General features: G+C 63.0%; 25 protein-coding genes. 3 read left to right on the top strand and 22 right to left on the bottom strand.

Annotated features, from left to right (window positions below; genetic code table 11):
- Positions 1-44: 44 nt before the first annotated feature.
- Positions 45-938, bottom strand: coding sequence for a transglutaminase family protein (locus RUW20_RS12810; RefSeq protein WP_313952620.1), 894 nt, complete (start codon positions 936-938; stop codon positions 45-47).
- A 555-nt stretch (positions 939-1493) separates the two neighbouring features.
- On the opposite strand from RUW20_RS12810, the gene RUW20_RS12815 reads away from it, so the two are divergent.
- Positions 1494-1775 (top strand): hypothetical protein, encoded by a 282-nt coding sequence (locus RUW20_RS12815; RefSeq protein ID WP_313952621.1) that lies wholly within the window; start codon positions 1494-1496, stop codon positions 1773-1775.
- Here RUW20_RS12815 and RUW20_RS12820 read toward each other — a convergent pair.
- The 21 genes from RUW20_RS12820 to aroC all read right to left on the bottom strand — a co-directional run bounded on the left by RUW20_RS12820 (position 1772) and on the right by aroC (position 23576).
- Positions 1772-2953, bottom strand: coding sequence for an O-succinylhomoserine sulfhydrylase (locus RUW20_RS12820; protein ID WP_313952622.1), 1182 nt, complete (start codon positions 2951-2953; stop codon positions 1772-1774). The two genes, RUW20_RS12815 and RUW20_RS12820, sit on opposite strands and share 4 nt — an antisense overlap.
- Positions 2954-2958: 5 nt before the next feature.
- Positions 2959-4491, bottom strand: a complete 1533-nt coding sequence (gene purF / locus RUW20_RS12825) for an amidophosphoribosyltransferase (RefSeq protein WP_313952623.1) — start codon at positions 4489-4491, stop codon at positions 2959-2961.
- Between the two features lie 9 nt (positions 4492-4500).
- Positions 4501-4989 (bottom strand): CvpA family protein, encoded by a 489-nt coding sequence (locus tag RUW20_RS12830; protein ID WP_313952624.1) that lies wholly within the window; start codon positions 4987-4989, stop codon positions 4501-4503.
- Complete coding sequence (locus tag RUW20_RS12835) at positions 4986-5684, bottom strand: SPOR domain-containing protein (protein ID WP_313952625.1); 699 nt, start codon at positions 5682-5684, stop codon at positions 4986-4988. The genes RUW20_RS12830 and RUW20_RS12835 overlap by 4 nt, the downstream gene beginning before the upstream one ends.
- A 32-nt stretch (positions 5685-5716) precedes the next feature.
- Complete coding sequence (gene folC, locus RUW20_RS12840; RefSeq protein WP_313952626.1) at positions 5717-7051, bottom strand: bifunctional tetrahydrofolate synthase/dihydrofolate synthase; 1335 nt, start codon at positions 7049-7051, stop codon at positions 5717-5719.
- A gap of 10 nt (positions 7052-7061) precedes the next feature.
- A complete protein-coding gene (gene accD / locus RUW20_RS12845; RefSeq protein WP_313952627.1) occupies positions 7062-7934 on the bottom strand; it encodes an acetyl-CoA carboxylase, carboxyltransferase subunit beta in 873 nt (290 codons plus the stop codon).
- Positions 7931-8755, bottom strand: a complete 825-nt coding sequence (gene trpA / locus RUW20_RS12850) for a tryptophan synthase subunit alpha (protein WP_313952628.1) — start codon at positions 8753-8755, stop codon at positions 7931-7933. Before trpA ends, accD begins: the two co-directional genes overlap by 4 nt.
- 2 nt (positions 8756-8757) lie before the next feature.
- Complete coding sequence (gene trpB / locus RUW20_RS12855) at positions 8758-9963, bottom strand: tryptophan synthase subunit beta (RefSeq protein WP_313952629.1); 1206 nt, start codon at positions 9961-9963, stop codon at positions 8758-8760.
- 155 nt (positions 9964-10118) lie between these two features.
- Positions 10119-10775, bottom strand: coding sequence for a phosphoribosylanthranilate isomerase (locus RUW20_RS12860; protein WP_313952630.1), 657 nt, complete (start codon positions 10773-10775; stop codon positions 10119-10121).
- Positions 10772-11566 (bottom strand): tRNA pseudouridine(38-40) synthase TruA, encoded by a 795-nt coding sequence (gene truA, locus RUW20_RS12865; protein ID WP_313952631.1) that lies wholly within the window; start codon positions 11564-11566, stop codon positions 10772-10774. The genes RUW20_RS12860 and truA overlap by 4 nt, the downstream gene beginning before the upstream one ends.
- Positions 11567-11569: 3 nt before the next feature.
- Positions 11570-12163, bottom strand: coding sequence for a CbiQ family ECF transporter T component (locus tag RUW20_RS12870; protein WP_313952632.1), 594 nt, complete (start codon positions 12161-12163; stop codon positions 11570-11572).
- A 92-nt stretch (positions 12164-12255) separates the two neighbouring features.
- Positions 12256-15228 (bottom strand): FimV/HubP family polar landmark protein, encoded by a 2973-nt coding sequence (locus RUW20_RS12875; protein ID WP_313952633.1) that lies wholly within the window; start codon positions 15226-15228, stop codon positions 12256-12258.
- Positions 15229-15462: 234 nt separating this feature from the next.
- Positions 15463-16593: an aspartate-semialdehyde dehydrogenase gene (gene asd / locus RUW20_RS12880; protein WP_313952634.1), complete on the bottom strand. Its 1131-nt coding sequence runs from the start codon at positions 16591-16593 to the stop codon at positions 15463-15465.
- Between the two features lie 39 nt (positions 16594-16632).
- The gene (gene leuB, locus RUW20_RS12885; protein ID WP_313952635.1) at positions 16633-17706 is read right to left on the bottom strand and encodes a 3-isopropylmalate dehydrogenase; all 1074 of its coding nucleotides are present in this window, start codon (positions 17704-17706) and stop codon (positions 16633-16635) included.
- A 10-nt stretch (positions 17707-17716) separates the two neighbouring features.
- Positions 17717-18355: a 3-isopropylmalate dehydratase small subunit gene (gene leuD, locus RUW20_RS12890; RefSeq protein ID WP_313952636.1), complete on the bottom strand. Its 639-nt coding sequence runs from the start codon at positions 18353-18355 to the stop codon at positions 17717-17719.
- Positions 18356-18376: 21 nt separating this feature from the next.
- Positions 18377-18490, bottom strand: coding sequence for an entericidin A/B family lipoprotein (locus RUW20_RS12895; protein ID WP_409559363.1), 114 nt, complete (start codon positions 18488-18490; stop codon positions 18377-18379).
- A 30-nt stretch (positions 18491-18520) separates the two neighbouring features.
- On the bottom strand, positions 18521-19927 hold the full coding sequence (gene leuC / locus RUW20_RS12900) for a 3-isopropylmalate dehydratase large subunit (RefSeq protein ID WP_313952638.1): 1407 nt from the start codon (positions 19925-19927) through the stop codon (positions 18521-18523).
- A 120-nt stretch (positions 19928-20047) separates the two neighbouring features.
- Positions 20048-20887: a M48 family metallopeptidase gene (locus RUW20_RS12905; protein WP_313952639.1), complete on the bottom strand. Its 840-nt coding sequence runs from the start codon at positions 20885-20887 to the stop codon at positions 20048-20050.
- A gap of 8 nt (positions 20888-20895) precedes the next feature.
- The gene (locus RUW20_RS12910) at positions 20896-22095 is read right to left on the bottom strand and encodes an MFS transporter (RefSeq protein ID WP_313952640.1); all 1200 of its coding nucleotides are present in this window, start codon (positions 22093-22095) and stop codon (positions 20896-20898) included.
- 46 nt (positions 22096-22141) lie between these two features.
- Positions 22142-22399, bottom strand: coding sequence for a DUF465 domain-containing protein (locus tag RUW20_RS12915; RefSeq protein ID WP_313952641.1), 258 nt, complete (start codon positions 22397-22399; stop codon positions 22142-22144).
- 73 nt (positions 22400-22472) lie between these two features.
- Positions 22473-23576: a chorismate synthase gene (gene aroC, locus RUW20_RS12920; RefSeq protein WP_313952642.1), complete on the bottom strand. Its 1104-nt coding sequence runs from the start codon at positions 23574-23576 to the stop codon at positions 22473-22475.
- Positions 23577-24129: 553 nt separating this feature from the next.
- Here aroC and RUW20_RS12925 point away from each other — a divergent pair.
- A complete protein-coding gene (locus RUW20_RS12925) occupies positions 24130-25008 on the top strand; it encodes a DMT family transporter (RefSeq protein WP_313952643.1) in 879 nt (292 codons plus the stop codon).
- A partial coding sequence (locus RUW20_RS12930) for a methylated-DNA--[protein]-cysteine S-methyltransferase (RefSeq protein ID WP_313952644.1) occupies positions 25005-25848 on the top strand: 844 nt, incomplete at its 3' end. The genes RUW20_RS12925 and RUW20_RS12930, both read left to right, overlap by 4 nt.

Genomic DNA, 25848 nt, shown 5'->3' on the forward strand with positions numbered 1-25848 from the left:
CGCCTGGCGACAGATCGCCCGTGCTCGACCGACCCGCCACCCGATCAAGCATTCGGCATGACCCGTCGCACCTGTACCGTGGCCGTCATCCCGAGGTAGGCATTGCCTGCGCCAAACCAGTTGCCCGAGATCGGCGAGGCCTGGCTGGGGTGGCGCGCGACGCCGACGCGGATCAGGCAGTTGCCGCCGAGCAGGTTGTTGGTGGGGTCGAAGGTGACCCAGCCGGCACCCGGCAGGTAAACCTGCAGCCAGGCATGCGTCGCGCCGGCGCCGAAGGTGCCGCCGTCGCTACCGCCATCGAGCGCCTGGTCGTAGAGGTAGCCCGACACGAAGCGCGTGGCGACGCCGAGGCGCCTCACCGCCTCCATCATCAGCAGGGCGAAGTCACGACAGCTACCGGTCCCGCACTGCAGGGTCTGCAGCGGCGTCTGCGTTCCTTCCTCTTCCCGCTGTGCGTAGCCGAAGTGATCGCGAATGAACTGGTTCATGTTCAGCAGCAGGTCGCGCGTGCCGGTCGGTCCGTCGGTGCGCATGAACTGGCGTGCCCAGTGCGTCAGCACGCCATCCGGGTCGTCGTGGTGCGGGCGCATGTAATGCTCGAGATCGAAACGCTCTTCCACGGAATAGGCAAAGGGAAAGATCAATGCGCTGGGGGACAGCTGCAGTTCCGGGTACAGGCCCTCGGCGTGTTCGATGGTGAACGAACAGACGATCTTCAGTTCGCTGGCAGCACCCAGTGGCGTCACCAGGGCAACCGAGTTGGAGTGCGGATCCTGGATCATCCGCACCACCGCTTCGGGGCTGACCTGCAGGTCGGTGGCCAACACCCGCTGGTCGTGACTGTCGCGCGGGCGGAACATCACCCGGTGCTCGCCGAAAGTCACCGGGGAGGCATAGCGGTAACAGGTGGTGTGGATGATGTCGTAGTAAACGGGCATATGATTGTCCCTCGGCAGGAGGCTCCCCGCGGCGTTCAATGGTGACGACCACCGGTGTCCGGCCGCGCCAGCGACGCATGAATCATGATAAACGGGATCGCCGCGACCGCCGCAAATATTGCTCGACTGGCAAAAAGGAGGAACGTGCCGCATTGATGGCGCACCGCGAGAGGGAGGACCCGGGCTCGAAGCGCCACCGCTTTACCCGGCCAGCGTATCGGAAAAACCCGCGACAAGCGGCTCGGCGGCGGGTGCCATGCGCCAGAGCCATCCGCGCCGCAAGCTCGGCCAGACCTACGCCGCTTGTTTAGTGCTTGAACCGGAGCGCCGTCTGTGCCACATTTCCTGCCTTGTGCGCGTGAGTTCGGTCTGCTGCTTGATCGGCCGCGCAAAGTCGCTGCAGCGGCGATCAAGCGACCCGAGCGGCCGGCAAGGCTGTCGGCTCCTTCGATCAGACCTCTTCGGCCGCTTGTTCATTTGCCGCAGGTCGGCCGTGATGCTTGACCGCACCAAGAGGAACACGAACAGGGGTAAAGCATGAAATACGTGATATGGGTGATGTGGCCGGCATTCATTGCGGCCGGGATCGCCGAGACGATCTTCTTCACGATGATCGATCCCGAGCAGTTGTATCTTTTCGGCCAACGTGTGGAATGGTCGGCAACGGCGACCTATTCGACCGGATTTTTACTCTTCTGGCTGGTCTGCATCGGCTCCAGCCTGATGACCTATCTGATGATGCCGCAGGACGCCAAAGAGTCGCTCATGAAAGCCGCCGGCGAGCGTGAAGACCTGGCCCGGCCAAAGCGCCGGGAACGTACCGGTAGCGGCCGCTAGATCGAAGACAGGCCCGTTTCGAGGTCGTTCTGCAGATCGACGACGGCTTCGAGACCGACCGCGATACGCAACAGATCTTCGCTGACGCCAGCCGCCGCCCGCTGCTCGGGCGTGATCCGGCCGTGCGTGGTCGACGCCGGGTGCGTCAGCGTCGTCTTGGTATCACCCAGATTCGCGGTGATCGACAGCAGACGACAGCTGTCCACCACTTTCCACGCTTCTTGCCGCGCTCCCTTGACGGTAAAGGAGACGATCGCGCCGCCGCTTTTCTGCTGCCGGCGCGCGAGATCAAACTGGGGATGCGAAGCTAGTCCGGGATAGTAGACGCGCGTCACGCTCGGATGCTGCTCCAGCCACTGCGCCAGTTGCAGTGCCTTGGCCGACTGCGCTTCGAGACGAATCTGCAGCGTTTCCAGGCCTTTCAGCAAAACCCAGGCGTTGAAGGCGGAGAGCGTCGGCCCGGCGGTACGCAAGAACCTGAACACTTCGTCGGTCAGCCTTTTTGGCCCGGCGACGGCACCACCGAGCACCCTGCCCTGACCATCCAGGTACTTGGTGGCCGAATGCAGCACCAGGTCCGCACCGAGATCGAGTGGTCGCTGCAGAACCGGCGTACAGAAGCAGTTATCGACCACCACCAGCACCCCGCGACGATGCGCGATGTCGACCAGCGCGGCGATGTCGGCGATGGCGGTCAGCGGGTTCGACGGCGTTTCCAGAAAAAACAGTTTCGTTTCCGGCCGCATGGCGGCTTGCCAGGCGGCGACATCGGTCTGGGCGACGAAGCTGGTCTGGATGCCGAAGCGCGGCATGAGGGTGCCGAGCAACTGCTGCGTCGCGCCAAAAAGGCCAGACGAAGAAACGATGTGGTCGCCGCTGCTGCATAGCGCCATCACCAGCGAGAGAATCGCCGACATCCCGGAGGCAGTCGCCACGCACGCTTCGGCACCTTCCAGTGCAGCCAGACGCTGTTCAAAGGCCGACACGGTGGGATTGGTGAAGCGCGAGTAGACGTTGCCTTCCTCTGCGCCGGAAAAGCGCGCGGCGGCCTGCGCGGCGTTCTTGAAGATGAAACTCGAGGTCAGGTACAGCGCCTCGCTGTGCTCGTTGAACTGGCTGCGCTCCTGGCCCGCGCGTACCGCCAGCGTCTCGAGGGAATAGTTGCGCTTGGACTCCATCGGCCTCACCCTACTGACATCAGGTTCAGGTGCAACTGCCGCGACATCCAGCGCTCTTCCTTGGCTGACGCCGCCTGGCCATGGCCCTCGCGAGCCAGTTCGATGGCGCTCAGGTACTCCGGGCTGACGTCGCCAGTGACATAGGAGCCGTCGAAACATGAGGTGTCAAAACAGCAAAGTGACGGCTTCAACTCGCGGATCGAAGCTTTCAGCGCCTCCAGATCCTGATAGACCAGCGCATCGGCGCCAATTTCAAGAGCGATTTCCTCGTCGGTGCGACCGGTCGCAATCAGCTCGCTGCGGGTCGGCATGTCGATTCCATAAACATTGGGGTAGCGCACCGGCGGCGAAGCCGAAGCAAAGTAGACCTTCAGCGCGCCGGCAGCCCGCGCCATTTCCACGATCTCGCGGCTGGTGGTACCGCGCACGATGGAATCGTCGACCAGCAGAACGCGCTTGCCCTTGAATTCCTGCGCCACGGTGTTCAGTTTCTGGCGCACCGAACGCCGGCGCGTCGCGTGCCCCGGCATGATGAAGGTGCGGCCGATGTAGCGGTTCTTGACGAAACCTTCACGATAAGGAACGCCGATGCGCTGTGCCAGCTGCATCGCTGAAGGACGACTCGAATCGGGAATCGGTATGACCACGTCGATTTCCCCGACGGGAATGCGGGTGAGCAGTTTGTCGGCCAGGTGCTCGCCCATGTGCAGGCGCGCTTCGTAGACGGACACGCCATCAATCACCGAATCCGGCCGGGCCAGATAGACGAACTCGAAAATGCAGGGGGCAAGCGTCGAGCTTCGCGCACACTGCCGCTGGTGCATGCGGTGATCGAGGTCGATAAAGATCGCCTCGCCAGGATCGACATCACGCAGCACCTGGAACCCGAGGGTGTCAAGCGCCACCGACTCGGAAGCGAACATGTACTCGGGACCTTCGGGGGTCTCGTTGATACCGAAGATCAATGGGCGGATGCCGAACGGATCGCGGAAGGCGAGCATGCCGTAACCCGCGATCATCGCCACCACCGCGTAGGCCCCGCTGCAGCGACGATGAACGGCGGCCACCGCGCCAAAGATCGTGTCCAGGTCCAGCCGGCATCCCTTGGCCGTGGCCTGCAGCTCATGCGCCAGGGCATTGAGCAGCACCTCCGAATCGGAGTGGGTGTTGATGTGCCGCAGGTCCTGGCGGAACATCTCTTCCTTGAGTTCCTCGGTGTTGGTCAGGTTGCCGTTGTGCCCAAGAACGATACCGAACGGCGAGTTGACGTAGAACGGCTGTGACAGCGCGGAGTCGAACGCCGAACCCGCGGTCGGGTAGCGACAGTGAGCGATGCCCATGTTGCCCGGCAGGGCGCGCATGTTGCGCGTGCGAAAAACGTCGCGCACCAGTCCCGACGCTTTGTGCATGTGGAACGCGTCGTCCTCGACGGTGGCAATACCCGCGGCATCCTGACCCCGATGCTGCAGGACCATCAGCCCATCGTAAAGCAACTGGTTTACCGCTGTCGTTGCGACAACCCCGAGAATCCCGCACATAGTCTTTCCCTACCCGAACCTGATCCGTTTAGTTACTTCCGATGGTAACCACGGCTTGCTGGCCAACACCGCTGTTTCGAGCGGGGCAGAAAAATACGCCTCACTCCACCACTTCTCTTTCGGCAGCGACGTCATGCCGCCAACGGCAACGAGGACCAGGACGATGACCAGACCACGGGCAACGCCGAACAGGGTCCCCAGCAGACGATCGGTCAAAGTCATGCCCAGGGCCTTGAGCAGGCCGCGAACCGCCAGACGAAGCAGCGCCATCACCACCAGCACGGCGACGAATATTGTCACCCAGCCGGCGACCAGGCGCAGGACCGGATCGCCAATCGACGTCAAGCCCTGGGCGACCAGCGCACCCCACCAACTGGCTGCGAAGAACGCCAGCACCCACGCCACCAGGGCGATGATCTCGCCGACCACGCCACGCCACATGCCGAGCACCAGGGAAACCGCGACGACGAACAGCACCACGTAGTCAAAGACCGTCATGGCCGCCCAGCGACGACTCCACCCACACCAATTCGTTTCAGTTTGTCGAGAGCCTTATCGGCCGCGTCGCGATTCGGGAAAGGGCCGGCACGCACGCGCGTTCGCTTGCCGTCCGGCGCATTGAGGATTTCGGTATAGGTAGGAACCCCGATCTTGCCGATGCTGGCCAGCAGCTTCTTGACGTTGGCAGGATTGGCAAAAGCGCCGATCAGAATCACGTACTGCCCATTGGGCGCGGCCGGCGGGGCTTCAACGGTCTTGCCGACAACTGCTGGAGGACTTACGGCTTTCTTTACCGGCGGCTTGTCGGCGGGCTTGGCCGTATTCTTTTCGGCGGTTTTTTCGGCGGTTTTTTCCGGCGCCCTGGCGACAGCCGGCGTCGCCGGCGGCTTGTCTTTCGCTGGCTTCACAGCTTCCCTGGGTAGCGCGTCGGCAGACGCCACGCCATCGTGCTCCTCGCCTGCCGCCACTGCGACAGGAGGAGAAGATGACCTGGCCGCCAGTTCCTTCGGGTCAAACTGCAGTTGCTCCTGCCCGGGAATTCGAATCTGGACGTCCTGCGCCACCGGCTTGGGCTCTTCGTCCATGACCATCGGCAGGATCACGGCCGCGAATCCGGCAATGGCCACCGCTCCGACCAGCCGGCGACGCGCTTTCTTCTTGAGGTGCAGTTGAGGATCGGATGTTTCAGTCATCGGTATCGTGTAATCCACTCGCGTCGCTTCGGTCAGCGACCGTTGTTGATGTTGCGCATGACGGCAGCTACCGTGTAGAACGATCCAAAGACTGCGATTCTATCATTTTCCCCGGCCAGCTTGACAGCGCGCGCGAAGGCTTGCGCCGCTGACGGCAGACACTCGACAGTGCCACCGAAACCGGCGCCGGACACCACGCCGGCCAGGACCTCAGCCGACGCACCTCGCGGCACCCCGAGATCGGCCAGCAGCCAAATGTCGATTTTGCCCGCCAGCGGTGCCAGGGACCCGGCAATGTCCTTGTCAGCCAGCATGCCAACGACAGCGATCGTCCTGGTGAAGAAGCCCATGCCGCCAAGGTTGTCGGCAAGCTCAGCCACTGCCTGCGGGTTGTGGGCCACATCGAGAATGATCGTCGGCCGACCCGGAAGCACCTGAAAGCGGCCCGGCAGATCAAGTTCGATCAGCCCGCGCCGCACCGCGTGCATCGAAACCGTCAAACGCGGCCTGAGCAACTCGACGGCGGCGAGCGCAGCACTGGCATTGGCCAGCTGGCATCGGCCGCGCAAAGCGGGGTTGGCAAGGCCGCCGCGCCGCAACCCGCCACGGCCCCAGAAAGTCCATTGCAGGCTGTCGCCGAAATAACCGAAATCACGGCCCAGCAGGTGCAGGTCGACACCAATGGCCTGCGCATGCTCGATCAGAGTGGCGGGAGGATCGGGATCCGCGCAGAGCGCCGCTTGACCGGCACGAAAAATGCCGGCTTTTTCGAAGCCGATCGAGGCGCGGGTGGGTCCCAGCCAGTCGGTGTGATCCAGCGCGATACTGGTCACCACGGCGCAATCCGGATCGTAGGCATTGACTGCATCCAGCCGGCCGCCCAGGCCGACCTCGAGAATCATCACCTCGACCTGGTGGGCGCTGAAGACCTCGAACGCGGCCAGCGTGCCGAACTCGAAATAGGTGAGCGCGACGTCACCGGCAGCCTTTCTCGCCGCCTCGACCCGAGCGAAGGCCTGGCAAAGTGCGACGTCGCCCACGGGCAGGCCGTCAATGCGCACCCTTTCGTTGTACTCGAGCAGGTGCGGCGAGGTATAGCACCCGACGCGATAGCCGCCGAAGGTGTAGATGGCGTCCAGATAGGCACAGGTCGACCCCTTGCCATTGGTGCCGCCGACGGTAATCAGCGGGCAGCGTTGCTGCTGCCCCAGGGCGTTCTTGACGCGGACGACGCGCTCCAGCCCCAGCTCGATTCCGGCCTGTCCGCTGGGGTGGAGGCTTTCGAGGTGCGCCAGCCAGGATTCGAGCGAGACGGGTGCGACGGCCTCTGCTAGCGCCAGCAGGGTGCCGCCCGGATCACCGCTCACGCACGATTCCTCACTGCAGCGCAGGCCGCCTCTGCAACAGGGCCAGCAGGCTGGCAACCCGATCCTTCATTTGGCGGCGATCGACAATCATGTCGATCGCGCCCTTCTCGAGCAGGAACTCTGAACGCTGAAAACCCTCCGGCAGCGTTTCGCGAACGGTCTGTTCAATGACGCGGGGGCCAGCAAAGCCGATCAATGCCCCCGGCTCCGCAATGACGACATCGCCGATGAAGGCGAACGAGGCCGATACGCCGCCCATCGTCGGGTCGCTGAGGATCGAGATGAACGGCTGCCGCGCCTCGGAAAGGAGTGTCAGGACCGCCGTCGCCTTGGCCATCTGCATCAGCGAGAAGAGGCCTTCCTGCATTCGTGCACCGCCGGATGCGGTGACACAGATGAAAGGTACCCGTTGCTCGACTGCGGCCCGCACGCCACGCACGAAGCGCTCGCCCAGCACCGACCCCATCGAGCCACCCATAAAGTTGAACTCGAAGACGGCAAGGACCACCGGCAGGGTCTTGATCGCACCCTGCACGACCACCAGCGCCTCGGTCTCACCGGTGGACTCGGTGGCCTCCTGCAGACGGTCGGGATAGCGGCGACTGTCCTTGAAGGCCAGCGAATCGACCGGCAGCACCTCACCACCGATCTCGCCACGCCCCTCGACGTCGAGCAGCAGATCGACCCGCGCCCGCGCGCCGATGCGCAAGTGATGGGCACACTTGGGGCAGACATTGCAGTTGGCAGCCAGATCGGTAGCGTAGAGCACCGCCTCACAGGTCGGGCACTTGCTCCACAAGCCTTCGGGCAATGCCGACTTGCGCGCCAGGCCGTTGGCGTTTCGCTTGATTTTCGGCGGCAACAGCTTGCTCAACCAGCTCATGACGTTCCTCGCGCTACTTTCGTTGCGGCATCTATTCCCCGGCGAAGTTCGGCGACCAGGGTACGGACATTCTCACAGGCCTCGTCGGGCGACGATTGCTCGATTTCTTCAATGATTCGACTGCCCACCACCACCGCGTCGGCGACGACGGCTACCGCAGCGGCGGTGCTCGCATCGCGAATGCCGAAGCCGACACCGACCGGCACGCCGGTGCGTGCGCGGATCTCGGGGATGCGTGCGGCCACCGCAGCGACGTCCAGCGCAGCCGATCCAGTCACCCCTTTCAGCGAGACGTAATAGATGTAGCCGCTGGCCAGCGCGCCGACCTGTGCGATCCTCGCCTCACTGGAAGTGGGCGCCAGGAGGAAGATCGGATCGAGTGCATGGCGGTGCAAGATCCGTGCGAACTCGACCGCCTCCTCGGGTGGATAGTCGACCACCAGGACACCGTCCACACCGGCATCGAAGGAAGCTGCAGCAAAGGCTTCGATGCCCATCGCCTCGATCGGATTGGCATAGCCCATCAGCACCACCGGTGTTTCGTTGTCATCAGCGCGAAAATTGGCAACCATTTCGAGCACCTGTCGCAGGCTCACGCCCTTGGCCAGTGCTCGCTCGGACGCCCGCTGGATAGTGGGCCCGTCGGCCATCGGATCGGAAAACGGCACACCAAGCTCAAGAATATCCGCCCCGGCGAGGACCAGGGTATGCAGCAAAGGAACGGTCAGAGCCGGGTCGGGGTCGCCCGCGGTGATGAACGGAATCAGGGCTTTGCGCCCTTGCGCCTGCAGGCGCTCGAATACTGCCTTGATTTTCGACATGGTCAGAAGGTGATGCCCGATTTGTCGGCAACGGTGTGCATGTCTTTGTCACCGCGGCCGGAAAGGTTGACCAGCAGGATACTGTCCTTCGGCAAGGTCGGTGCCAGCTGGATCGCGTAGGCCAAAGCATGGCTCGATTCGAGCGCCGGGATGATGCCTTCAAGGCGACACAGGTCGTGGAAAGCCTGCAGCGCTTCGGCATCGCTGACGCTGACGTACTCCGCCCGGCCACTATCCTTGAGCCAGGCATGCTCGGGGCCAACGCCAGGATAATCGAGACCAGCCGAGATCGAGTGGGTCTCCATGATCTGGCCGTTCTCGTCCTGCAGCAGATAGGTCCGGTTCCCGTGCAGGACGCCGGGACGACCGGCCGTCAATGAGGCGGCGTGGCGCCCGGTTGCCACGCCCTCACCTGCCGCCTCGACGCCGATCAGACGCACGCTGTCGACCGGGATGTAGGGATGAAAAATGCCCATGGCGTTGGAGCCGCCGCCCACGCAGGCAATCACGGCGTCGGGTTGGCGGCCACATTGCTCCTGCATCTGGGCGATCGACTCGCGACCGATGACCGACTGGAAATCACGCACCATCATCGGATAGGGATGTGGGCCGGCCACCGTACCGATGATATAGAAGGTGTCCGAAACCTGTGCCACCCAATCGCGCATCGCTTCATTCAGGGCGTCTTTCAGCGTTCTTGAACCGCTGGTCACCGGCACCACCGTCGCACCAAGCAGTTTCATGCGGTAGACATTGGCCGCCTGCCGCTGCATATCCTCCGAACCCATATACACCACGCATTGCATACCATAGCGCGCGGCCACGGTCGCCGTGGCCACCCCATGCTGACCGGCACCGGTCTCGGCGATAACGCGCGGCTTGCCCATCCGCCGGGCCAGCAGAGCCTGCCCGATACAGTTATTGATCTTGTGCGCGCCGGTGTGGTTCAGGTCTTCGCGCTTCAGGTAGATCTGCGCCCCACCGAACTTTTCCGACCAGCGTCTGGCGTGATAGACCGGGCTGGGCCGGCCCACATAATGTTTGAGTTCATACTCGAACTCGGCGATGAACTGTGGATCACGCTGCGCGATCGCGTAGGCTTCCTTCAGTTCGTCCAGTGCGGCGATCAGGGTTTCCGCAACGAAAACACCACCATACTGGCCGAAGTGGCCTGTGGCGTCAGGTAAATCGTAAGCAGGTACGGCCATCAACAATCTCCTTGCGGCGGCTTGCGACAATAGGCTTGCGTAGAATCAAACAGGCATGTCACCGCCTCAGGGTTGTCTGGCCAGATGGCGCCGCCAGAAGGTCCGTAGCCGACCACCCGTTTTCGTGCGCATGAGTAATCCCTTGAACACTTTCATCAATCGCCGCTCGTCAATCCAGCCGCCTGTACCGCTGCCACGAAGGCGCGGACCTTTGCCGCATCCTTGATGCCTTTGCGCGCCTCGACGCCTGACGAAACATCAACTGCGTCCGGTCGCACGCAGCGCACCGCCTCGCCAACGTTGTCGGCATCCAGCCCGCCCGAAAGGATCAACGGCTTGCCCAGGGAGCGCGGCACCAGCGACCAGTCAAAGACCTTGCCCCCCCCCCCATAACCCTCGACGTAGGCATCGAGAAGAATCGCCTGCGCCGACGGAAAGGCAGCCGCGTATTGTACCAAATCCATCCCCGGCCTGACGCGTGCCGCCTTGATGTAAGGCCGATCGAACTGCCGGCAATAGGCTTCGTCTTCATCGCCGTGCCATTGCAGCAGATGAATCGGCACCGCCGCCAGCGTCGCCCGCACGACTGCCGGCTCGGCATTGACGAAGAGCCCGACCAGGGTGACAAAGGGCGGCACGGCGCGCGCCAGTCGAGCCGCTGTCTGCAGGTCAACAAAGCGTGGACTCGGCGGATAAAAAACCAGACCCAGTGCGTCCGCGCCAGACTGCACGGCGTGCTCCAGATCCTCGAGGCGCGTCAGTCCGCAGACCTTGATGCGCGGCCTCGTCGGGCCTGCGGGTTCGCGGTTCACAGACCGGGGCCCTGCGGCACGGAGGGAGTCGTTGCGCCAGACGGCAATCCATAGTGCGGCGGGTAGCTGACAGCGGAGAGATAAAGCCCCGCTGCGGCGAAGGTCGGTGCCGCCAACTGGCGATCGCCAGCCGCCAGTAGATCGGCGATCCATTGCGGTGGATGTTTTCCCTGCCCGACATATACCAGGCTGCCAACCAGATTGCGCACCATATGGTGAAGAAAGGCAGACGCTTCGAAATCGAACACAATCAACTCGCCTGAACGCCGAATATCGGCTTTGCGCATGATCTTCACCGGTGATCGGGCCTGACACTCCGCCGCCCGAAAAGCAGAAAAATCCTGCTCACCAAGCAAGCGCTCTGCTGCTGCCTGCATCGCGGCGAGATCCAGAGGATGGTAATACCAACCGGCCCGGGAATGCCAGAGGCCGGATCGGTGAGCCCGGTTGATGAGCAGATAGCGGTATTTCCTGGCGAACGCCGAGTAGCGCGCATGGAAGTCGTCGGCAACCCTTTGCGCCCAGCGAACGGCAACTGCCGGCGGCAGGAAGGTGTTGGTCCCGCGCACCCAGGCGAACATCGGCCGATCAAGATCCGTATCGAAGTGTACCACCTGCTCCAGCGCGTGCACACCCGCGTCGGTACGTCCGGCACAGACGACGCTGACCGGCACCCCGGCAAACTGCAGCAAAGCGTCTTGCAGTGCGTCCTGAACGGTGCCACCACCGGGTTGCTTCTGCCAGCCACGGAAGCCGGTCCCGTCGTACTCGACCGCAAGAGCAATACGCATACCTCAAGCCTGCCAGAAACAGAAGATCGTCACAACGCCGGCGGCCATCCCGATAGCCAGTGGGTCGGCCCAAGAAAACGGACGATCGACGACTTCGAGCATCTCGTCGACGCTCCTCGCAGGCACGTCAAGCAGGATCCGCCAGTCGCGTGGGCGCGGCATCACCTCGACGTAGCGCAGCACCAGCATCAGACGCACGACCCCCCGCTCGGGATCGATGCCAGATGCTCGCAGGGGCCCGAGCAGGCGATGCGTGGCAGTCAGCAGATCGGACACCGGCATACATTCCAGAAGCACAGCGACGGCCATCAAGGCGACCAGCAGCCGGCCAAGATGCGTCGCAGCATCGGTCAGCCCGGCGACAGTCGGTGCCAAGGCGCCGCGCCACAGAGGCTCGCCAACACCGCCCCATGCAAGAATGACGAACAGCGATACGAAAAGCCAGCGCATGCCCCAGGCGAGCCGCCCGCACCGGCGCAACGAAGAGATGCCAAACAACTGCAGAACGAGGAAAGCGGCCACCAACTGAAGGCCAACAAGGGTCTGGCTAGCGGCCAGCATCATCAGCCAGATGACAAGGTGGGTGGTTGGATGCACTGCCGCGCCCCTACTCTCGAGCCGAAAGGCCCATTGGCCACAGCCCTGAAGGCGCTACGGCCGGCACGCTACCTGGCCCGGCGCGACGGACTTTATTCGCGCAGCCCGGCAAGGATAGCCTGTGCGGCTGCCTGCTGCGCCGCATCGCCGTCCTTGAGAACCTCCTGCAAGAGCTCGCGCGCGCCTTCCAGGTCACCCATTTCCTGATAGGCCTTGGCAAGGTCAATCTTGGTCGCCACCTCTTCGCTTGAGCTGATCTCGGGCCCGGCGGCCAGATCCACATCGGAGCCAAAGTGCGGATCGAGCGTGCTGTCGGTCTGTGCCGTCGAGAAATCCGGATTGACCAGCGTATCTTCCAGCTCGGTTTCGAAGGAAAATTCCGGCGTATCGTCGGCAGCCGGCTGCGCTGGGGAGATCTCATCAACATCGTCCAGATCCAGGCTGATCGACGACAGGTCGACCGAGGGCTGCTGCATCGCCTGGCCGAGGACGGCCGACTCGGACAGCTTGACGTCGAACTCGAGCGCCTCGGCATCCGCTGAGCCGATATCGACCGGTTCGTCGTCGTCAGCTGGTGCAGGCGCCTTGGTCCTGCTCTCCGCACTCGACTCGGTTGGCTCACCCGGCACCGCCACTCCCAGATCGAATTCGAAATCGAGGCCGGCGCCAAGTTGCGAGGTGGTTGCCTGCGACGGCAGCTCGAGGAGCACGGTCTCCTCCGGTGGGCTGACCACCTCCAGGGGCGACTTCTCAGATGTCTCCGAGCTCTCATCCTCGTCGGCGACTGGCAGCAGCGAGCCCTTTGGCAAAGAGGTCTCCAGATCGAAGTCCAGGGCCCCCCCCTGCTCCGGCGTCGGGAAAGACAAGGTAGCTTCAAGGAACGGATCATCGCCGTCGTTCGGCGCGCCGGACTGGCTGTCCTCGTCGCGATCACGATTGCGCCCGGCAAGATCGGTCTTCTCGAAATCTACCGTTTCGTCAGCCTCGTGCCCGCCACCCGACGCCCGCGCTTGCCGTGACCGAGCCGCAGGGTCAATCAGCGTCCGCTCCATCGGCTCGGAAAAGTCAACAGGCGACCTGGTTGGCTCGACAACCCGCATTTCTGGCGCGATAACCGGCACGCCGGCTGCGGCGATCGTGGCCGTCGCCGCCTCGTCAGTCATTGGAGCACCCTGCTCGCCTTGCCCAGCCGGGCCAAACAGCGCATTTCTGGAGTCAAGCTGAACACCCATCGCCGCCGTTTTTTCCCATTCCACGCCGACCCCGCCGGTGGCGTTGAAGAGCTCCGTCGCCAGTGCGTCAAATGGCTTGACATCCCTGCGACTAAAGTAAATCTCAAGCAGCTTCAGGTGAATGGCATGGCGCCCCGGATCTTTCTGCTTGGCCTCAAGCAGAATTTCTTCGGCTTGGGCATCTCGCCCGTAGGCCATGTAGACATCTGCTTCGGCAACCGGATCAACTTCATCGGTATCGATGCTGCCCGGACCGGCCTGACTGAAATCAGTCTGCGCCACCGAATGTGCGGTATTGACGCTCTGTCCGCCGGTGTTACGGAACACCGAGTTGACTACCAGATTCTCGCTGTGGGGTGCCAGCGTGCTGGTCTCATCCAGCGAACCTTCACCCTGCCGACGACGTTTGGCGAGCCAGTATGCAGCGAGAAGCGCGGCAATGCCACCACCCGCCAGGAAGGGCGTACTGGTAAACAGCTCTGTCAGGAAGCTCGACTCTTCGGGTGGAGGTGGTGGCACCACCACCTTATTCGGTGCCGGCGGCTCGACCGGCTTGGGTGGTTCCGGCTTGACCTCCGGCTTGGCGTCTTCAGCCTTTTGCTCGACCTGAGCGACCGTTCCCATCGTCTTGTCCCCGCCTGGCTGATCAGCCGGCTTGTCCACCGCCTTTGCTGCGCCCACCGGGGTTGCTACGGCAGCGGGTACCGCGACAGCGGCGGCAGGGGCAGTACCAGTAGCAGCCTGCCTCTCCAACTCGGCGAGGCTCTGGCTCTTCAGTTCGACCAGCCTCTGCAGCTCGGCAACGCTCTTCTCCAGACTCGCCAAACGCTCGTTGGCCTCTTTGAGCGCCTGCTCTTTGGCAATCAGGTCCTCGTCCGAGCGCTTGGACATTGCCGCCGACTTACCGGGGGCAAGCTCGCTTTTCGATACTTTGAGATGATCTTTCGCTTCGGCGGCAGGCCCCGCGGGCTCTTCGACCCTGGTCGTGATCTTGCCGGCCGCTTGTTGCTTTGCCGCATCCTCTCCCGCGGGAGAGTCGGTTGCGGCAGCAGCAAGTTTGCGGCGATAGGCGCCCCAATCCGATGACTGCGCCACCACGACTTGTCTGGCTTCGTTTCTTGGTATCGCCTCGACGGTACCTTTTTCCGGTATCGACAGAATCTTGCCGGCACGCAAGCGGTTCATGTTGCCGCGATCGAATGCATCCTCGTTGGCCCGGAACAACCCGACCAGCATCTGGTCGAGCGAGACCCCCTCGGGGCGTGTTTCACGAGCGATCTGGCTCAAGGTCTCGCCGCGCCTGACCTGACGGCCAGGCGCGGCGGCCGGAGTTTTTTCGGCCGGTTTCTCTGCCTGTTCCTTGGCGCGCGCCTTGTAGTACTCGACCCTCGCCGGCTTGGTTGCGGCTACACGGTCTTCGCCGACCGGCCGGACTGGCGCCACGGGCCTGGCGACCACTGCGGGCGCCGCTGAGGCGGCGGCCCGGGCGGCAAATTCGGGCGGGTCCAGCAAAAAAGTGTAGTCGCGAATCAGGCGACCCGTCGCCCAGTTGAGCTCCAGCAGCAGGTCGACAAATGGATCGTTGATTGGCCTGTTCGAACTCAACTTGATGATCGCCTGGCCATTCGGGCGCTTGGCGACGGCGAAACTGATACCGGCCAATACAGACGAGTAATCGACACCGGCCTGCTTGAACTCATCCGGAGACGCCAGCTGCGCCTTCATCCCCGCGATTTCCTCGCGCGTCGCGAACACTTCCACCTCGGCGCGCAAAGGTTGACCAAGCGCCGACAAGACGGTGATCTTGCCCAAGCCGGCGGCCTCGGTGGCCAAAGGCACAGCCGCGAGTAGCAGAGACGACGCAACCGCCAATACGGAGGTCCGGAGTCGGAGATTTTTTTCTGTTTGGCGTATTTTCTTGGCCACGGCGCCACCCTAAGCGTCGAAATCGGAATTATTAAAATAACATCATGAAGTTAGCCATGCAAGCTAAACTTGCTTCTGAGTCCAGCGCCTGCCGAAGGCCGGGAGCTGGTGTCCCGACCGGCTCTGTTTCCCTCTCTCCAATCAGCCGTCGATCAGAATCCGCAGCATGCGACGAAGAGGCTCGGCGGCCCCCCACAACAACTGATCGCCTACCGTGAAGGCACCGAGATACTCCGGGCCCATCGCCAGCTTGTGCAGACGACCGACGGGAACCGTCAGCGTCCCGGTGACCGCCGCGGGGGTCAGCTCCCGCTCACTGATCTCGCGTTCATTGGCGACGATTCTTACCCAGGGGTTGGCCTGCCCGATGATGTCGGAGACCTCATCGAGTGGCACATCGCGCTTGAGCTTGATGGTCAGGCCCTGCGCGTGGCAGCGCATCGCGCCGACCCGGACGCACAGGCCATCTACCGGAATGCTACCCGGCGAACGAAACGCCGGGAGGCCGAGTATCTTGTTGCACTCGGCACCCCCTTTCCACTCCTCTTTCGACTGGCCACCTTCGACCGGCGCGTCGATCCACGGGATCACGCTGCCGGCCAAGGGCGTGTTGCGGAAGTTCGTGGTCGGGAAGCCTGGCGAGCGCATCGTTTCGGCGACCTTGCGGTCGATTTCAAGAATTGCCGATGCCGGTTCCGCTAGCTCGACCTTGACCGCGTCATGCAGCGCACCCATCTGCAACAGCAGTTCGCGCATGTTCTGCGCGCCGGCACCGGAAGCCGCCTGGTAGGTCATGGCGCTGACCCACTCGACGAGATCGTGCCGGAACAGGCCACCGAGACCCATCAACATCAGCGAGACCGTGCAGTTGCCGCCAATCCAGTTCTTGCCACCGCTGGCCAACGCCTCCTTGATGACCTCGAGGTTAACCGGATCAAGGATGATCACCGCATCGTCTTTCATGCGCAGCGTCGAGGCAGCGTCGATCCAGTGCCCTTGCCAGCCAGCTGCGCGCAGCCGGGGAAAGATGTCCTTGGTGTAATCACCACCCTGACAGGTAATGATGATGTCCATCTCTCTCAGCACGTCGATCGACATCGCGTCCTGCAACGTGCCGCCTTCCTTGCCGGCGAGTGCCGGCGCCCTGCCACCGACCGCAGAGGTGGAGAAATAGAGCGGCTCGATATGCTCGAAATCGCCTTCTTCCACCATCCGTTGCATCAGCACCGAACCCACCATGCCGCGCCAACCGACCAGACCGACCTTGTTCATTTGCTTACCTCTGCCAGAAATCCCATTGACTCAACCCACTCAGCCGACGCTCAACGCGGCCAGAACGGCGTCACCCATCGCCCGCGTACCCACCTGCCTCGTCCCCGGCTCGTAGATATCGGCTGTCCGATAGCCTTGAGCGAGTACTTTTTTGACCGCGCCTTCGATGCGCAAGGCGGCGCCATCGGACGCAAAGGTATAGCGCAGCATCATCGCCGCCGAGAGGATCGTCGCCAGCGGGTTGGCGATGCCCTGACCGGCGATGTCCGGCGCCGAACCGTGACAGGGCTCGTACAAGCCTTTGCCGTTGGCATCCATGGAGGCCGAAGGCAGCATGCCGATCGAGCCGGTGAGCATCGCCGCCTCATCCGACAGAATATCGCCGAACATGTTGCCGGTGACGATCACGTCAAACTGTTTCGGATTGCGCACCAGTTGCATCGCGGCATTGTCGACCAGCATGTGGCTGAGTTCGACGTCGGGATAGTCGGCCGCCGTCTCGATAGCCACGTCACGCCATAGCTGCGTCGTTTCCAGGACGTTCATCTTGTCCACCGAGCACAGCCGGCCGCTGCGCTTGCGCGCCGCCTCGAAAGCGACTCGCAGGATGCGGCGAATCTCGCTCTCGCTGTAGTGCATGGTGTTGAAACCGAAGCGCTGTGGCTGGCCATCGATGTCGCGCATCTCGATGCCGCGTGGCTGGCCAAAATAGATGTCACCGGTCAGTTCGCGCACGATCAGGATGTCCAGACCAGCGACGATCTCGTTTTTCAGCGTCGAGGCGTTGGCCAGTTCCGGATAGAGAATCGCCGGGCGCAGGTTGGCGAACAGCCCAAGATGCTTGCGAATGGCCAGCAGGCCTTGTTCCGGACGTTGGGCGCGCGGCAAGCCGTCCCACTGCGGACCACCGACGGCACCGAGCAACACTGCATCGGCACCCTCAGCGAGCCGGCGCGTTGCCTCCGGATAGGGATCACCGGTGGCATCGACCGCACTGCCACCGAGCAGCACTTCGCTCATCTCGCAACCGAGATCGAGAGCTTCCAGTACGCGCACCGCTTCAGCCATTATTTCCGGGCCGATTCCGTCTCCCGGGAGAACACAGATCTTCATTCCACTTCCTTCAGGCGAACAACCAAGGCTGCTCGATTCGGCGCTTCTCCTCGAAGGCCTTGATCAAGTCGGCATGACGCAAGGTCAGGCCGATATCATCCCAGCCGTTGAGCAGGCATTCCTTGCGGAACGAGTCGACCGCAAACGATAGGGCCTTGCCGTCCGGACGCACCACCCGTTGCGGCTGGAGATCGACGAGCAGCCGAAAGCCCGGCGTTTCGTCCACCAGCGCAAACAAGGCGTCGATCTCGGCAACCGACAGAACGATCGGCAGGATACCGTTCTTGAAACAGTTGTTGAAAAAGATGTCGGCAAAGCTCTCGGCGATCACCGCCCGGAAGCCATAATCGAGCAAAGCCCAGGGCGCGTGCTCGCGCGAACTGCCGCAACCGAAGTTCTTGCGGGTGAGCAGAATCTGCGCGCCCTGATAGCGAGGCTGATTGAGGACGAAATCCGGCTTGGGCGGCCGCTGCGAATTGTCTTTCCCGGGCTCGCCAACATCCAGGTAGCGCCATTCGTCGAACAGGTTCGGACCGAAGCCGGAGCGCTTGATCGACTTCAGGAACTGCTTGGGAATGATCGCATCGGTATCGACGTTGGCCCGGTCGAGCGGAGCCACCAGGCCATCAAGACAAACGAACTTGTCCATACTTCTCCTTGCGCAACGGCCTTACTTGGCGGCTTTCTCGATCGCCTCACCACCCTTGGCGACATCCTTGCCGACGCCCTGCATGGTGTTGCAGGCGCTGAACGAAATCAGCGAAATGATCGCCACCAGAATCATTGACCAGCGTTTCATCATCTCTCCTTCAAATCAAAGCAAATCGCGTACATCGCAGAAATGCCCGGCAATCGCCGCTGCTGCGGCCATTTCCGGACTGACCAGATGCGTTCTCCCACCGGCCCCCTGCCGCCCCTCGAAGTTACGATTCGACGTCGAGGCACAGCGCTCACCGGCTTCAAGGCGGTCGGCGTTCATCGCCAGGCACATCGAACAGCCCGGCTCACGCCACTCGAAACCGGCAGCACGAAAAACCTCGTCCAGCCCTTCGTCCTCTGCCTGCCGTTTGACCAACCCCGAACCCGGGACAACCAGTGCGAGGCGGATACTGCTCGCCACCTTTCTGCCCCGCACCACGGCAGCGGCGGCGCGCAAGTCCTCAATGCGCGAGTTGGTGCATGAGCCGATGAAAACCTTGTCGATGCTGATTTCGCGGATCGGCAAGCTTGCCCTCAGACCCATGTAGACCAGCGCCCGTTCCATTCCTTCGCGCTTGACGGGATCAGACTCCTGCGCCGGGTCCGGTACGCAGGAATCGATCGGCACCACCATTTCAGGCGACGTACCCCAGGTGACCTGCGGCCTGATGTCGTCGGCAGACAGCTCGATCACGCAATCAAACTCGGCGCCATCGTCACTGCGCAGCGTGCGCCAGCGAGCGACGGCCGGCGCCCACTGCTCCGCCTGCGGAGCAAACAGGCGACCCCGCAGGTAGTCGATGGTCACTTGGTCGACCGCCACCAGGCCAAGGCGCGCACCGCCTTCGATGGCCATGTTGCAAAGCGTCATCCGCCCTTCCATCGACAAGCCGCGAATCGTGCTGCCGGCAAACTCGATGGCGTAGCCGGTGCCGCCGGCGGTGCCGATACGAGCAATGATCGCCAGCGCGACATCCTTCGCCGTAACGCCCTTGCCGAGCACGCCATCGACACGCAGCAGCATCGTCTTCGACTTCTTCTGCAGCAGGCACTGTGTCGCCAGGACATGCTCGACCTCCGAGGTGCCGATGCCCTGTGCCATACACGCGAAAGCGCCGTGCGTGCTGGTATGCGAGTCGCCACAGACGACGGTCATGCCAGGCAGCGTCGCCCCGCTCTCCGGACCGACGACGTGCACGATACCTTGACTCGGGTCCTTGAACGGGAAATAGGCCAACGCACCGACCTCCCTGATATTGGCGTCCAGGGTCTCGACCTGCAGGCGCGATATCGGGTCCTCGATTCCTCGATCCCAGTGATCGGTAGGCGTGTTGTGGTCGGCAGTGGCGACGATCGACGAGACCCGCCAGGGCTTGCGGCCGGCCAGCTTGAGGCCTTCGAAGGCCTGCGGGCTGGTCACCTCGTGCACCAGGTGGCGGTCGATGTAGATCAGCGCGGTACCATCGGCCTCCTGATGGACGACATGGTCCTGCCAAAGCTTTTCGTACAAGGTCTGCGGCATAGATCGGCAATCCGACAAAGTGCGGCCCCGGCGGGCCACTAGAGAGAGGGCAGAATTATGTCACACCGCGCTGGCCGCTGTCAGCGCCGGCTCAACGGCTGTGTTGGTCAGAGCCAGGAATCAGTGAGCAGCACGCGCCGCTACATAAAGCGGTTGCACGCGCTGCGCGTAGACACGCAGATCGGCGATCCGCGACTGGTGTGACGGGTGAGTGGACAGCCACTGCGGCGGCTGCCCTCCGGACACCCGTCCCATTTTCTCCCACAGGGAGATCGCCGCATACGGGTCGTAACCGGCTCGTGCAGCAAGTTCGACGCCGATACGGTCGGCTTCCTGCTCCATCTCGCGCGAGTTGGGGCGCATGAACGCGAGGTCGCCAACGCTACCGATCATGCTCTGCCCGAGGCCGGCATCGACACCGAAATAAGCGCCGATCAGGGCCCCGCCAAGCATCGCTGCAACGTTCAGTCCAGCGGACTGGCCAGCTTTTTCCCGACCATGCTCACGCAGCGCATGCGCAATCTCGTGTCCCATCACACCGGCAAGTTCGTCGTCGGAAACCTGCAGTTGTTCGATCAAACCGGTGTACACGGCAATCTTGCCACCTGGCATGCACCAGGCATTGAGTTCTTTTGAACTGACGACGTTGACTTCCCATTGCCAGCCGGGCGCGTCAGCGCGAAAAGCAGCAGTCATCGGGATCAGCCGCCTGGCAATCGCGCGCACCCGCTCGGTCTGCTGCGCATCGCGATTGAGCAGGTTCTTGCGCTGCGCTTCGCCCATCGTCTCACGATAGGCTTTGGCGGCCGAGCGATCGACCGTGGCCGACGAAACCAGCATGGTCTGGTCGCGCTCGACGCCAACCGTTCCGCCACCGGTGGTCCGCGTCGTCGCGCAGCCCGCGGCGAGAATGGCGGCCAGCACGGCCAATCCGCATTGACGAACATGGAACAATCTCATCAAGCACCTCAAAACCGCTGCGAAGTCTCGTTGATTGGCGTCGGAAGCCGGTTGGCGACCGCATCCAGATCGGCTTTCTTGACGCCCAACGCGACGAAGATCAGGCCCAGGACGGCGAACGCCGAACTCAGCGTATAGGTCGGCGCCGCACCCCAGGCATCCCAGGTCCAGCCACTCAGCAAGCTGCCCGCCAAACCTCCAGCGCCAAACGACAGGCTTGAATACAAGGCCTGGCCACGCGCCTGGCAACTCCCGGGAAACCACCGATTGACGGCAGCAATGGCTGCCGCATGATAGGCACCGAAGGTCAAGCCATGCAGCAACTGCGCGAGGACGATCACCCACAACCAGTCGACGCCCCAGCCGATCATCAGGAAGCGCACTATCGCCGCCGAAAAGCTGACCAGAAGAATGGTACGTAGTCCGAACCGGCGCAGCAAGCCAACCATGAAAAAGAAGATCACGATCTCTGCCAGCACCCCGAGCGACCACAGGCAGCCGACCAGAAACTTGCTGTACTGGTGACTGGAGAGGTGGATCGAGTAGAAGACGTAAAGCGCCCCGTGTGCCGCAGACATGGCAAAACACGCGGCAAACAGGGCCTTGACGCGCCGCTGACGCACGATCTCGCCAACCGGCAAGTGATCGCCCGAGGCCCCGTGCGACGGCGCCTCGGGAACGGCCAGCGCATAGACCAGAATGCCGACCAGCGTCGCGGCAATCACCCACAGCAGGCCGGACAGGGGCACCTGATCGAGCAAGGCGCCGGTAGCCATCACGGCGACAATGAAACCGATCGAGCCCCATAGCCGGATTCGGCTGTAGCGTGCCGGCTGCTCACGCAGATGGTCGAAAGTTACCGTTTCGACCAGCGGCAGTGCGGCGCTCCAGAAGAAGGCCAACAGCGCCATGGCGACCAGCATGGCCTCGAAACTGCGCACGTTAAAGAAGCTGGAAAATCCGATCAGGCTGAGTACGGCAGCCAGACGGACGATGACCACCCGCTGCCCGAGACGATCGGCCAGCGCGCCCCACAAATAGGGCGCGAACAGGCGCATCAGCTGCATCTGGGACATCAGCAATCCGATGTCCCAGGCCGAGAACGACAGCGACTGGAGATAGAGCCCGAAATACGGTGAAAACGCGCCGATGAAGGCGAAATAGAAAAAGTAGTAGCCGGAGAGGCGCCAATAGGGCAAAGCATGCATCCGGCAATTCTACCGGATGCGCCGAACCACCCCGGCGAGGATCGGCTCAGTCGCCGTTCTTGTGTGCGACCAGCATCCGGTACATCTGGTCCTTGAGAAAGACGCGGTGTTTCTTCATGTTCTCGATGGTGAAATCGCCGACCGGCAGGTCTTCCTCCTCGAGACGTTCGACCTCCCGGGTCAGATTCTGGTATTCATCATACATGTGGCCGAACGGCTCGCTCGCTGCTTTCAGGGCGTGAATCGAATCCAGATACTCGGGGAACTCGTGGTGAAGATCGTGGTGCTCAACGTGCATGATCATGGCCTCTTTCTGATCCTGGTCGGCCCACTGCACGACCAGACCCGGGAATTATAACCAGTGCGACCACTGGCCGTCACGCGTCCGCCGCACCGGCAATACGCGCCATGCTGCAGACCACATCACCGCACTGCGCACGGTGGCGCAGGGCATGGTCGATCAACACCAGCGCCAGCATCGCCTCGGCAATCGGCGTCGCCCGAATGCCGACACAGGGGTCATGCCGACCGTGCGTTTCGACTATCGTTGCGCTGCCATCGAGACTGATCGAACGTCGCGGCAAACGAATGCTCGACGTCGGCTTGATCGCCAGGTTGACCAGAATATCCTGCCCGGTGGATAGGCCGCCGAGTACCCCGCCGGCGTTGTTGGTGAGGAAGCCCCGCGGCGTCATCTCGTCGCCGTGCTCGCTGCCCCGCTGCGCAACGCTGGCAAAACCGGACCCGATTTCGACCCCCTTCACCGCGTTGATGCTCATCATCGCGTAAGCAATCTCGGCGTCAAGGCGGTCATAGACCGGCTCACCCCAACCAGGAGGTACGCCACTGGCGGCGACGGAGATCTTCGCGCCGACCGAATCACCGGCCTTGCGCAGTTGATCCATGTAGTCCTCGAGCTGCGGCAGGATCGCCGCGTTCGGCGCGAAAAACGGATTGTTGGCGATCTCGGCATCGTCAAGGAAGGGGATCTCGAGCGGCCCGAGCTGGCTCATCCAGCCGCGGATGGTGATCCCGTAACGCTCCGCCAGCCACTTGCGGGCGATGGCCCCCGCGGCGACGCGCACCGCCGTCTCGCGCGCCGACGAACGGCCGCCACCGCGATGATCACGAAAACCGTACTTCTGCGTGTATACGTAGTCGGCGTGCCCGGGGCGGAAGGTTTCGGCAATATTGCCGTAATCCTTACTGCGCTGGTCCTGATTACGAATCAGCAGACCAATCGGCGTGCCCGTCGTTCTGCCGTCGAAAACGCCCGACAGAATCTCGACCTGGTCGGGTTCACGCCGCTGCGTCACATGGCGCGAAGTCCCCGGCCGGCGACGGTCGAGTTCGACCTGGATGTCGGCTTCGCTGATCGCCAGTCCGGGCGGACAGCCATCGACCACGCAGCCGATTGCCGGACCGTGCGACTCACCGAACGAAGTGACGGTGAACAGCGTGCCAAGGGTGTTGCCGGACATGGCTTTCTCTTCAGCGTTAGAATGGGCGCAAAGTTTACCATAGCGCCAGACACACGATCCCAGCCCTCCGCAATGACCGACAAGCCTTCCCGCCCAAGCAAGCCGCAAGCGACGCCCACCCCGAAAACGCCCACGCAGCGGTATTCGCCAAGCCCGAGCAACGGCCTGCGCCAAGCGGAGACCCGCTGGCAGAGAACCATTCGCTATGGCTGGGACAAGGGTGGCAGCAAGGGCGGTCGCTAGCCCCGGGGACACGGGTCCAGGAGACACTCCGCTCAGCCCGCACCGACCACGCCCGGTAACGCCGCGAGGCCGGATTCGCCGCGCGCCCGGCGAGCGAGCAGCCGCGTCGGCGACGCCGGGGAGTCCCCTCACCTGGCCGCGAAAAATCGACCCCGAGGGTCGCGAAACCGTCGTAATGGCCAGGCCGAAAGGGCGCGATCCGTTGTCGTACCAGCAATGCCCGCGCGCTCCCGAAAGAGCAAGAATCGGGTGGCAGGCGCCAGCCGACACGGCGACAATCAAGCCACACCACAATTCGACGAAGACGCCAATGGATACCGCCAGCATCATCAGACTGTTCTGCCTCGCCGCGATCTGGGGCGCCTCGTTTCTCTTCATGCGGGTCAGCGTTCCCGCCTTCGGCCCGGTAGCGTTGATCATGTTCCGCGTCGGCATTGCCGCCGTATTCCTCTGGCTGGCAAGCCGGTGGCTGAAACGCCCTCTCGAACTGAGGCGCACCTGGAAGCATTTCCTGACCGTCGGGCTACTGAACTCGGCCCTGCCCTTTCTCCTCTTCGCCTACGCCGCGCTGTCGCTCCCCGCGTCGCTGCTGGCGATTCTCAACGCCACCTCGCCACTTTTCGGAGCGGTGATTGGCGCCCTCTGGCTGCGCACCCCGCTGACCGGCGCCGTCGCTCTCGGTCTCGGCTGTGGCCTCGCCGGCGTCAGCGTGCTGGTCGGCAAGAACATCGCCTTGGCCAACGCCGGTGAGTGGATGGCGATTGCCGCCGGGCTGCTCGCCCCCCTGTCGTACAGCATTGCCAGCATCTATGCCAAGGCACGCCCTGGCGTGGCGACGCCCTTCGACAACGCGCACGGCAGCATGTGGATGGCCAGTCTGGTCGTCCTGCCGCTGTTTTTTCTGGCGCCCGTTCGCCATCTTCCCGACGCTGGCGACTGGGCTGCCGTATCTTTGCTGGGGGTGGTGTGCACCGGCGCCGCCTACCTGCTGTACTTCCGGCTGATCGACGATGTCGGACCCACACGCGCGCTTTCCGTGACCTTTTTGATCCCCGTCTTTGGCGTTCTCTGGGGGGCGGTCTTTCTCGACGAAGCGGTTGGCTGGCATACGCTGTTCGGTGGCGCGCTGATTCTGACCGGTATCGCGCTCACCACTGGCGTTCTCGAGCGCCTGAGGCAAGCCGCGTGAACCCGTTCGACGAGCGCTGCCGGGCGTATGAAACGGTCGCCCGCGCGATCCGTTTCCTCAGACAAAACACCCCTGGCCAGCCGGGACTTGAGGAAATCGCTGACCACGTCGGCATCAGCCCGTTTCATCTCCAACGCACCTTCAGCGTCTGGGCGGGAATTTCACCCAAGCGTTTTCTGCAATACCTGACCACCGAGCACGCCAGGTCCCTACTGCGAACGCAGCACGACGTCCTCGCCGCAGCGTACGCAGCGGGCCTGTCGGGGCCTGGCAGGTTACACGATCTGATGGTCGCCTGCGATGCCGTGACGCCGGGCGAGGTCCGCTCGCTGGGCGAAGGACTGGTCATCACCTACGGCTTCGGGCCGACGCCATTCGGACGGGTGATCGCCGGCAGCACCGAGCGCGGCCTTTGTCATCTGCAGTTTACGGCGTCCACCAACGACACCACTGCCGTATTACAGCTTCAGTCGGAATGGCCACACGCCACGCTGATACGCAACGATGAGGCGCTCGCGGAAACCGTCCAACGCGCATGTTCCCTTGCCGAACAGCAACGGCCGCTACACTTGCTGCTACGTGGCACCAATTTCCAGATCAAGGTCTGGGAAGCGCTGATCAGTATCGCACCCGGTGACGCGGTCTCGTATCGGACGCTGGCAACGCTGATCGGCAATCCCCGCGCACAGCGCGCGGTCGGCTCCGCCCTGGCGCGCAATCGCATCGCCGTGCTGATCCCCTGCCATCGCGTCATTCGCGAAAACGGCGACATCGGGAGCTATCGCTGGGGTAGCGAACGAAAACAAGCCCTGCTGTCGTTCGAGTCGGCGCGAGCCTGCC

It is taken from the genome of Accumulibacter sp., assembly GCF_032229525.1.
In the GTDB taxonomy this organism is placed as follows: Bacteria; Pseudomonadota; Gammaproteobacteria; order Burkholderiales; family Rhodocyclaceae; genus Accumulibacter.

Bases quoted from the DNA above. Each gene is read 5' to 3' on its own strand.
- aroC (WP_313952642.1), bottom strand. From the start codon at position 23,576: ATGTCCGGCAACACCCTTGGCACGCTGTTCACCGTCACTTCGTTCGGT.
- accD (WP_313952627.1), bottom strand. From the start codon at position 7,934: ATGAGCTGGTTGAGCAAGCTGTTGCCGCCGAAAATCAAGCGAAACGCC.
- RUW20_RS12835 (WP_313952625.1), bottom strand. From the start codon at position 5,684: ATGACTGAAACATCCGATCCTCAACTGCACCTCAAGAAGAAAGCGCGT.
- RUW20_RS12925 (WP_313952643.1), top strand. From the start codon at position 24,130: ATGGATACCGCCAGCATCATCAGACTGTTCTGCCTCGCCGCGATCTGG.
- RUW20_RS12820 (WP_313952622.1), bottom strand. From the start codon at position 2,953: ATGGAGTCCAAGCGCAACTATTCCCTCGAGACGCTGGCGGTACGCGCG.
- leuB (WP_313952635.1), bottom strand. From the start codon at position 17,706: ATGAAGATCTGTGTTCTCCCGGGAGACGGAATCGGCCCGGAAATAATG.
- RUW20_RS12910 (WP_313952640.1), bottom strand. From the start codon at position 22,095: ATGCATGCTTTGCCCTATTGGCGCCTCTCCGGCTACTACTTTTTCTAT.
- RUW20_RS12830 (WP_313952624.1), bottom strand. From the start codon at position 4,989: ATGACGGTCTTTGACTACGTGGTGCTGTTCGTCGTCGCGGTTTCCCTG.
- trpA (WP_313952628.1), bottom strand. From the start codon at position 8,755: ATGTCGAAAATCAAGGCAGTATTCGAGCGCCTGCAGGCGCAAGGGCGC.
- asd (WP_313952634.1), bottom strand. From the start codon at position 16,593: ATGAACAAGGTCGGTCTGGTCGGTTGGCGCGGCATGGTGGGTTCGGTG.
- RUW20_RS12915 (WP_313952641.1), bottom strand. From the start codon at position 22,399: ATGATCATGCACGTTGAGCACCACGATCTTCACCACGAGTTCCCCGAG.
- leuC (WP_313952638.1), bottom strand. From the start codon at position 19,927: ATGCCGCAGACCTTGTACGAAAAGCTTTGGCAGGACCATGTCGTCCAT.
- RUW20_RS12905 (WP_313952639.1), bottom strand. From the start codon at position 20,887: ATGAGATTGTTCCATGTTCGTCAATGCGGATTGGCCGTGCTGGCCGCC.
- trpB (WP_313952629.1), bottom strand. From the start codon at position 9,963: ATGGCCGTACCTGCTTACGATTTACCTGACGCCACAGGCCACTTCGGC.
- truA (WP_313952631.1), bottom strand. From the start codon at position 11,566: ATGCGTATTGCTCTTGCGGTCGAGTACGACGGGACCGGCTTCCGTGGC.
- RUW20_RS12810 (WP_313952620.1), bottom strand. From the start codon at position 938: ATGCCCGTTTACTACGACATCATCCACACCACCTGTTACCGCTATGCC.
- purF (WP_313952623.1), bottom strand. From the start codon at position 4,491: ATGTGCGGGATTCTCGGGGTTGTCGCAACGACAGCGGTAAACCAGTTG.
- leuD (WP_313952636.1), bottom strand. From the start codon at position 18,355: ATGGACAAGTTCGTTTGTCTTGATGGCCTGGTGGCTCCGCTCGACCGG.
- RUW20_RS12895 (WP_409559363.1), bottom strand. From the start codon at position 18,490: ATGATTCTGGTGGCGATCATTTCGCTGATTTCGTTCAGCGCCTGCAAC.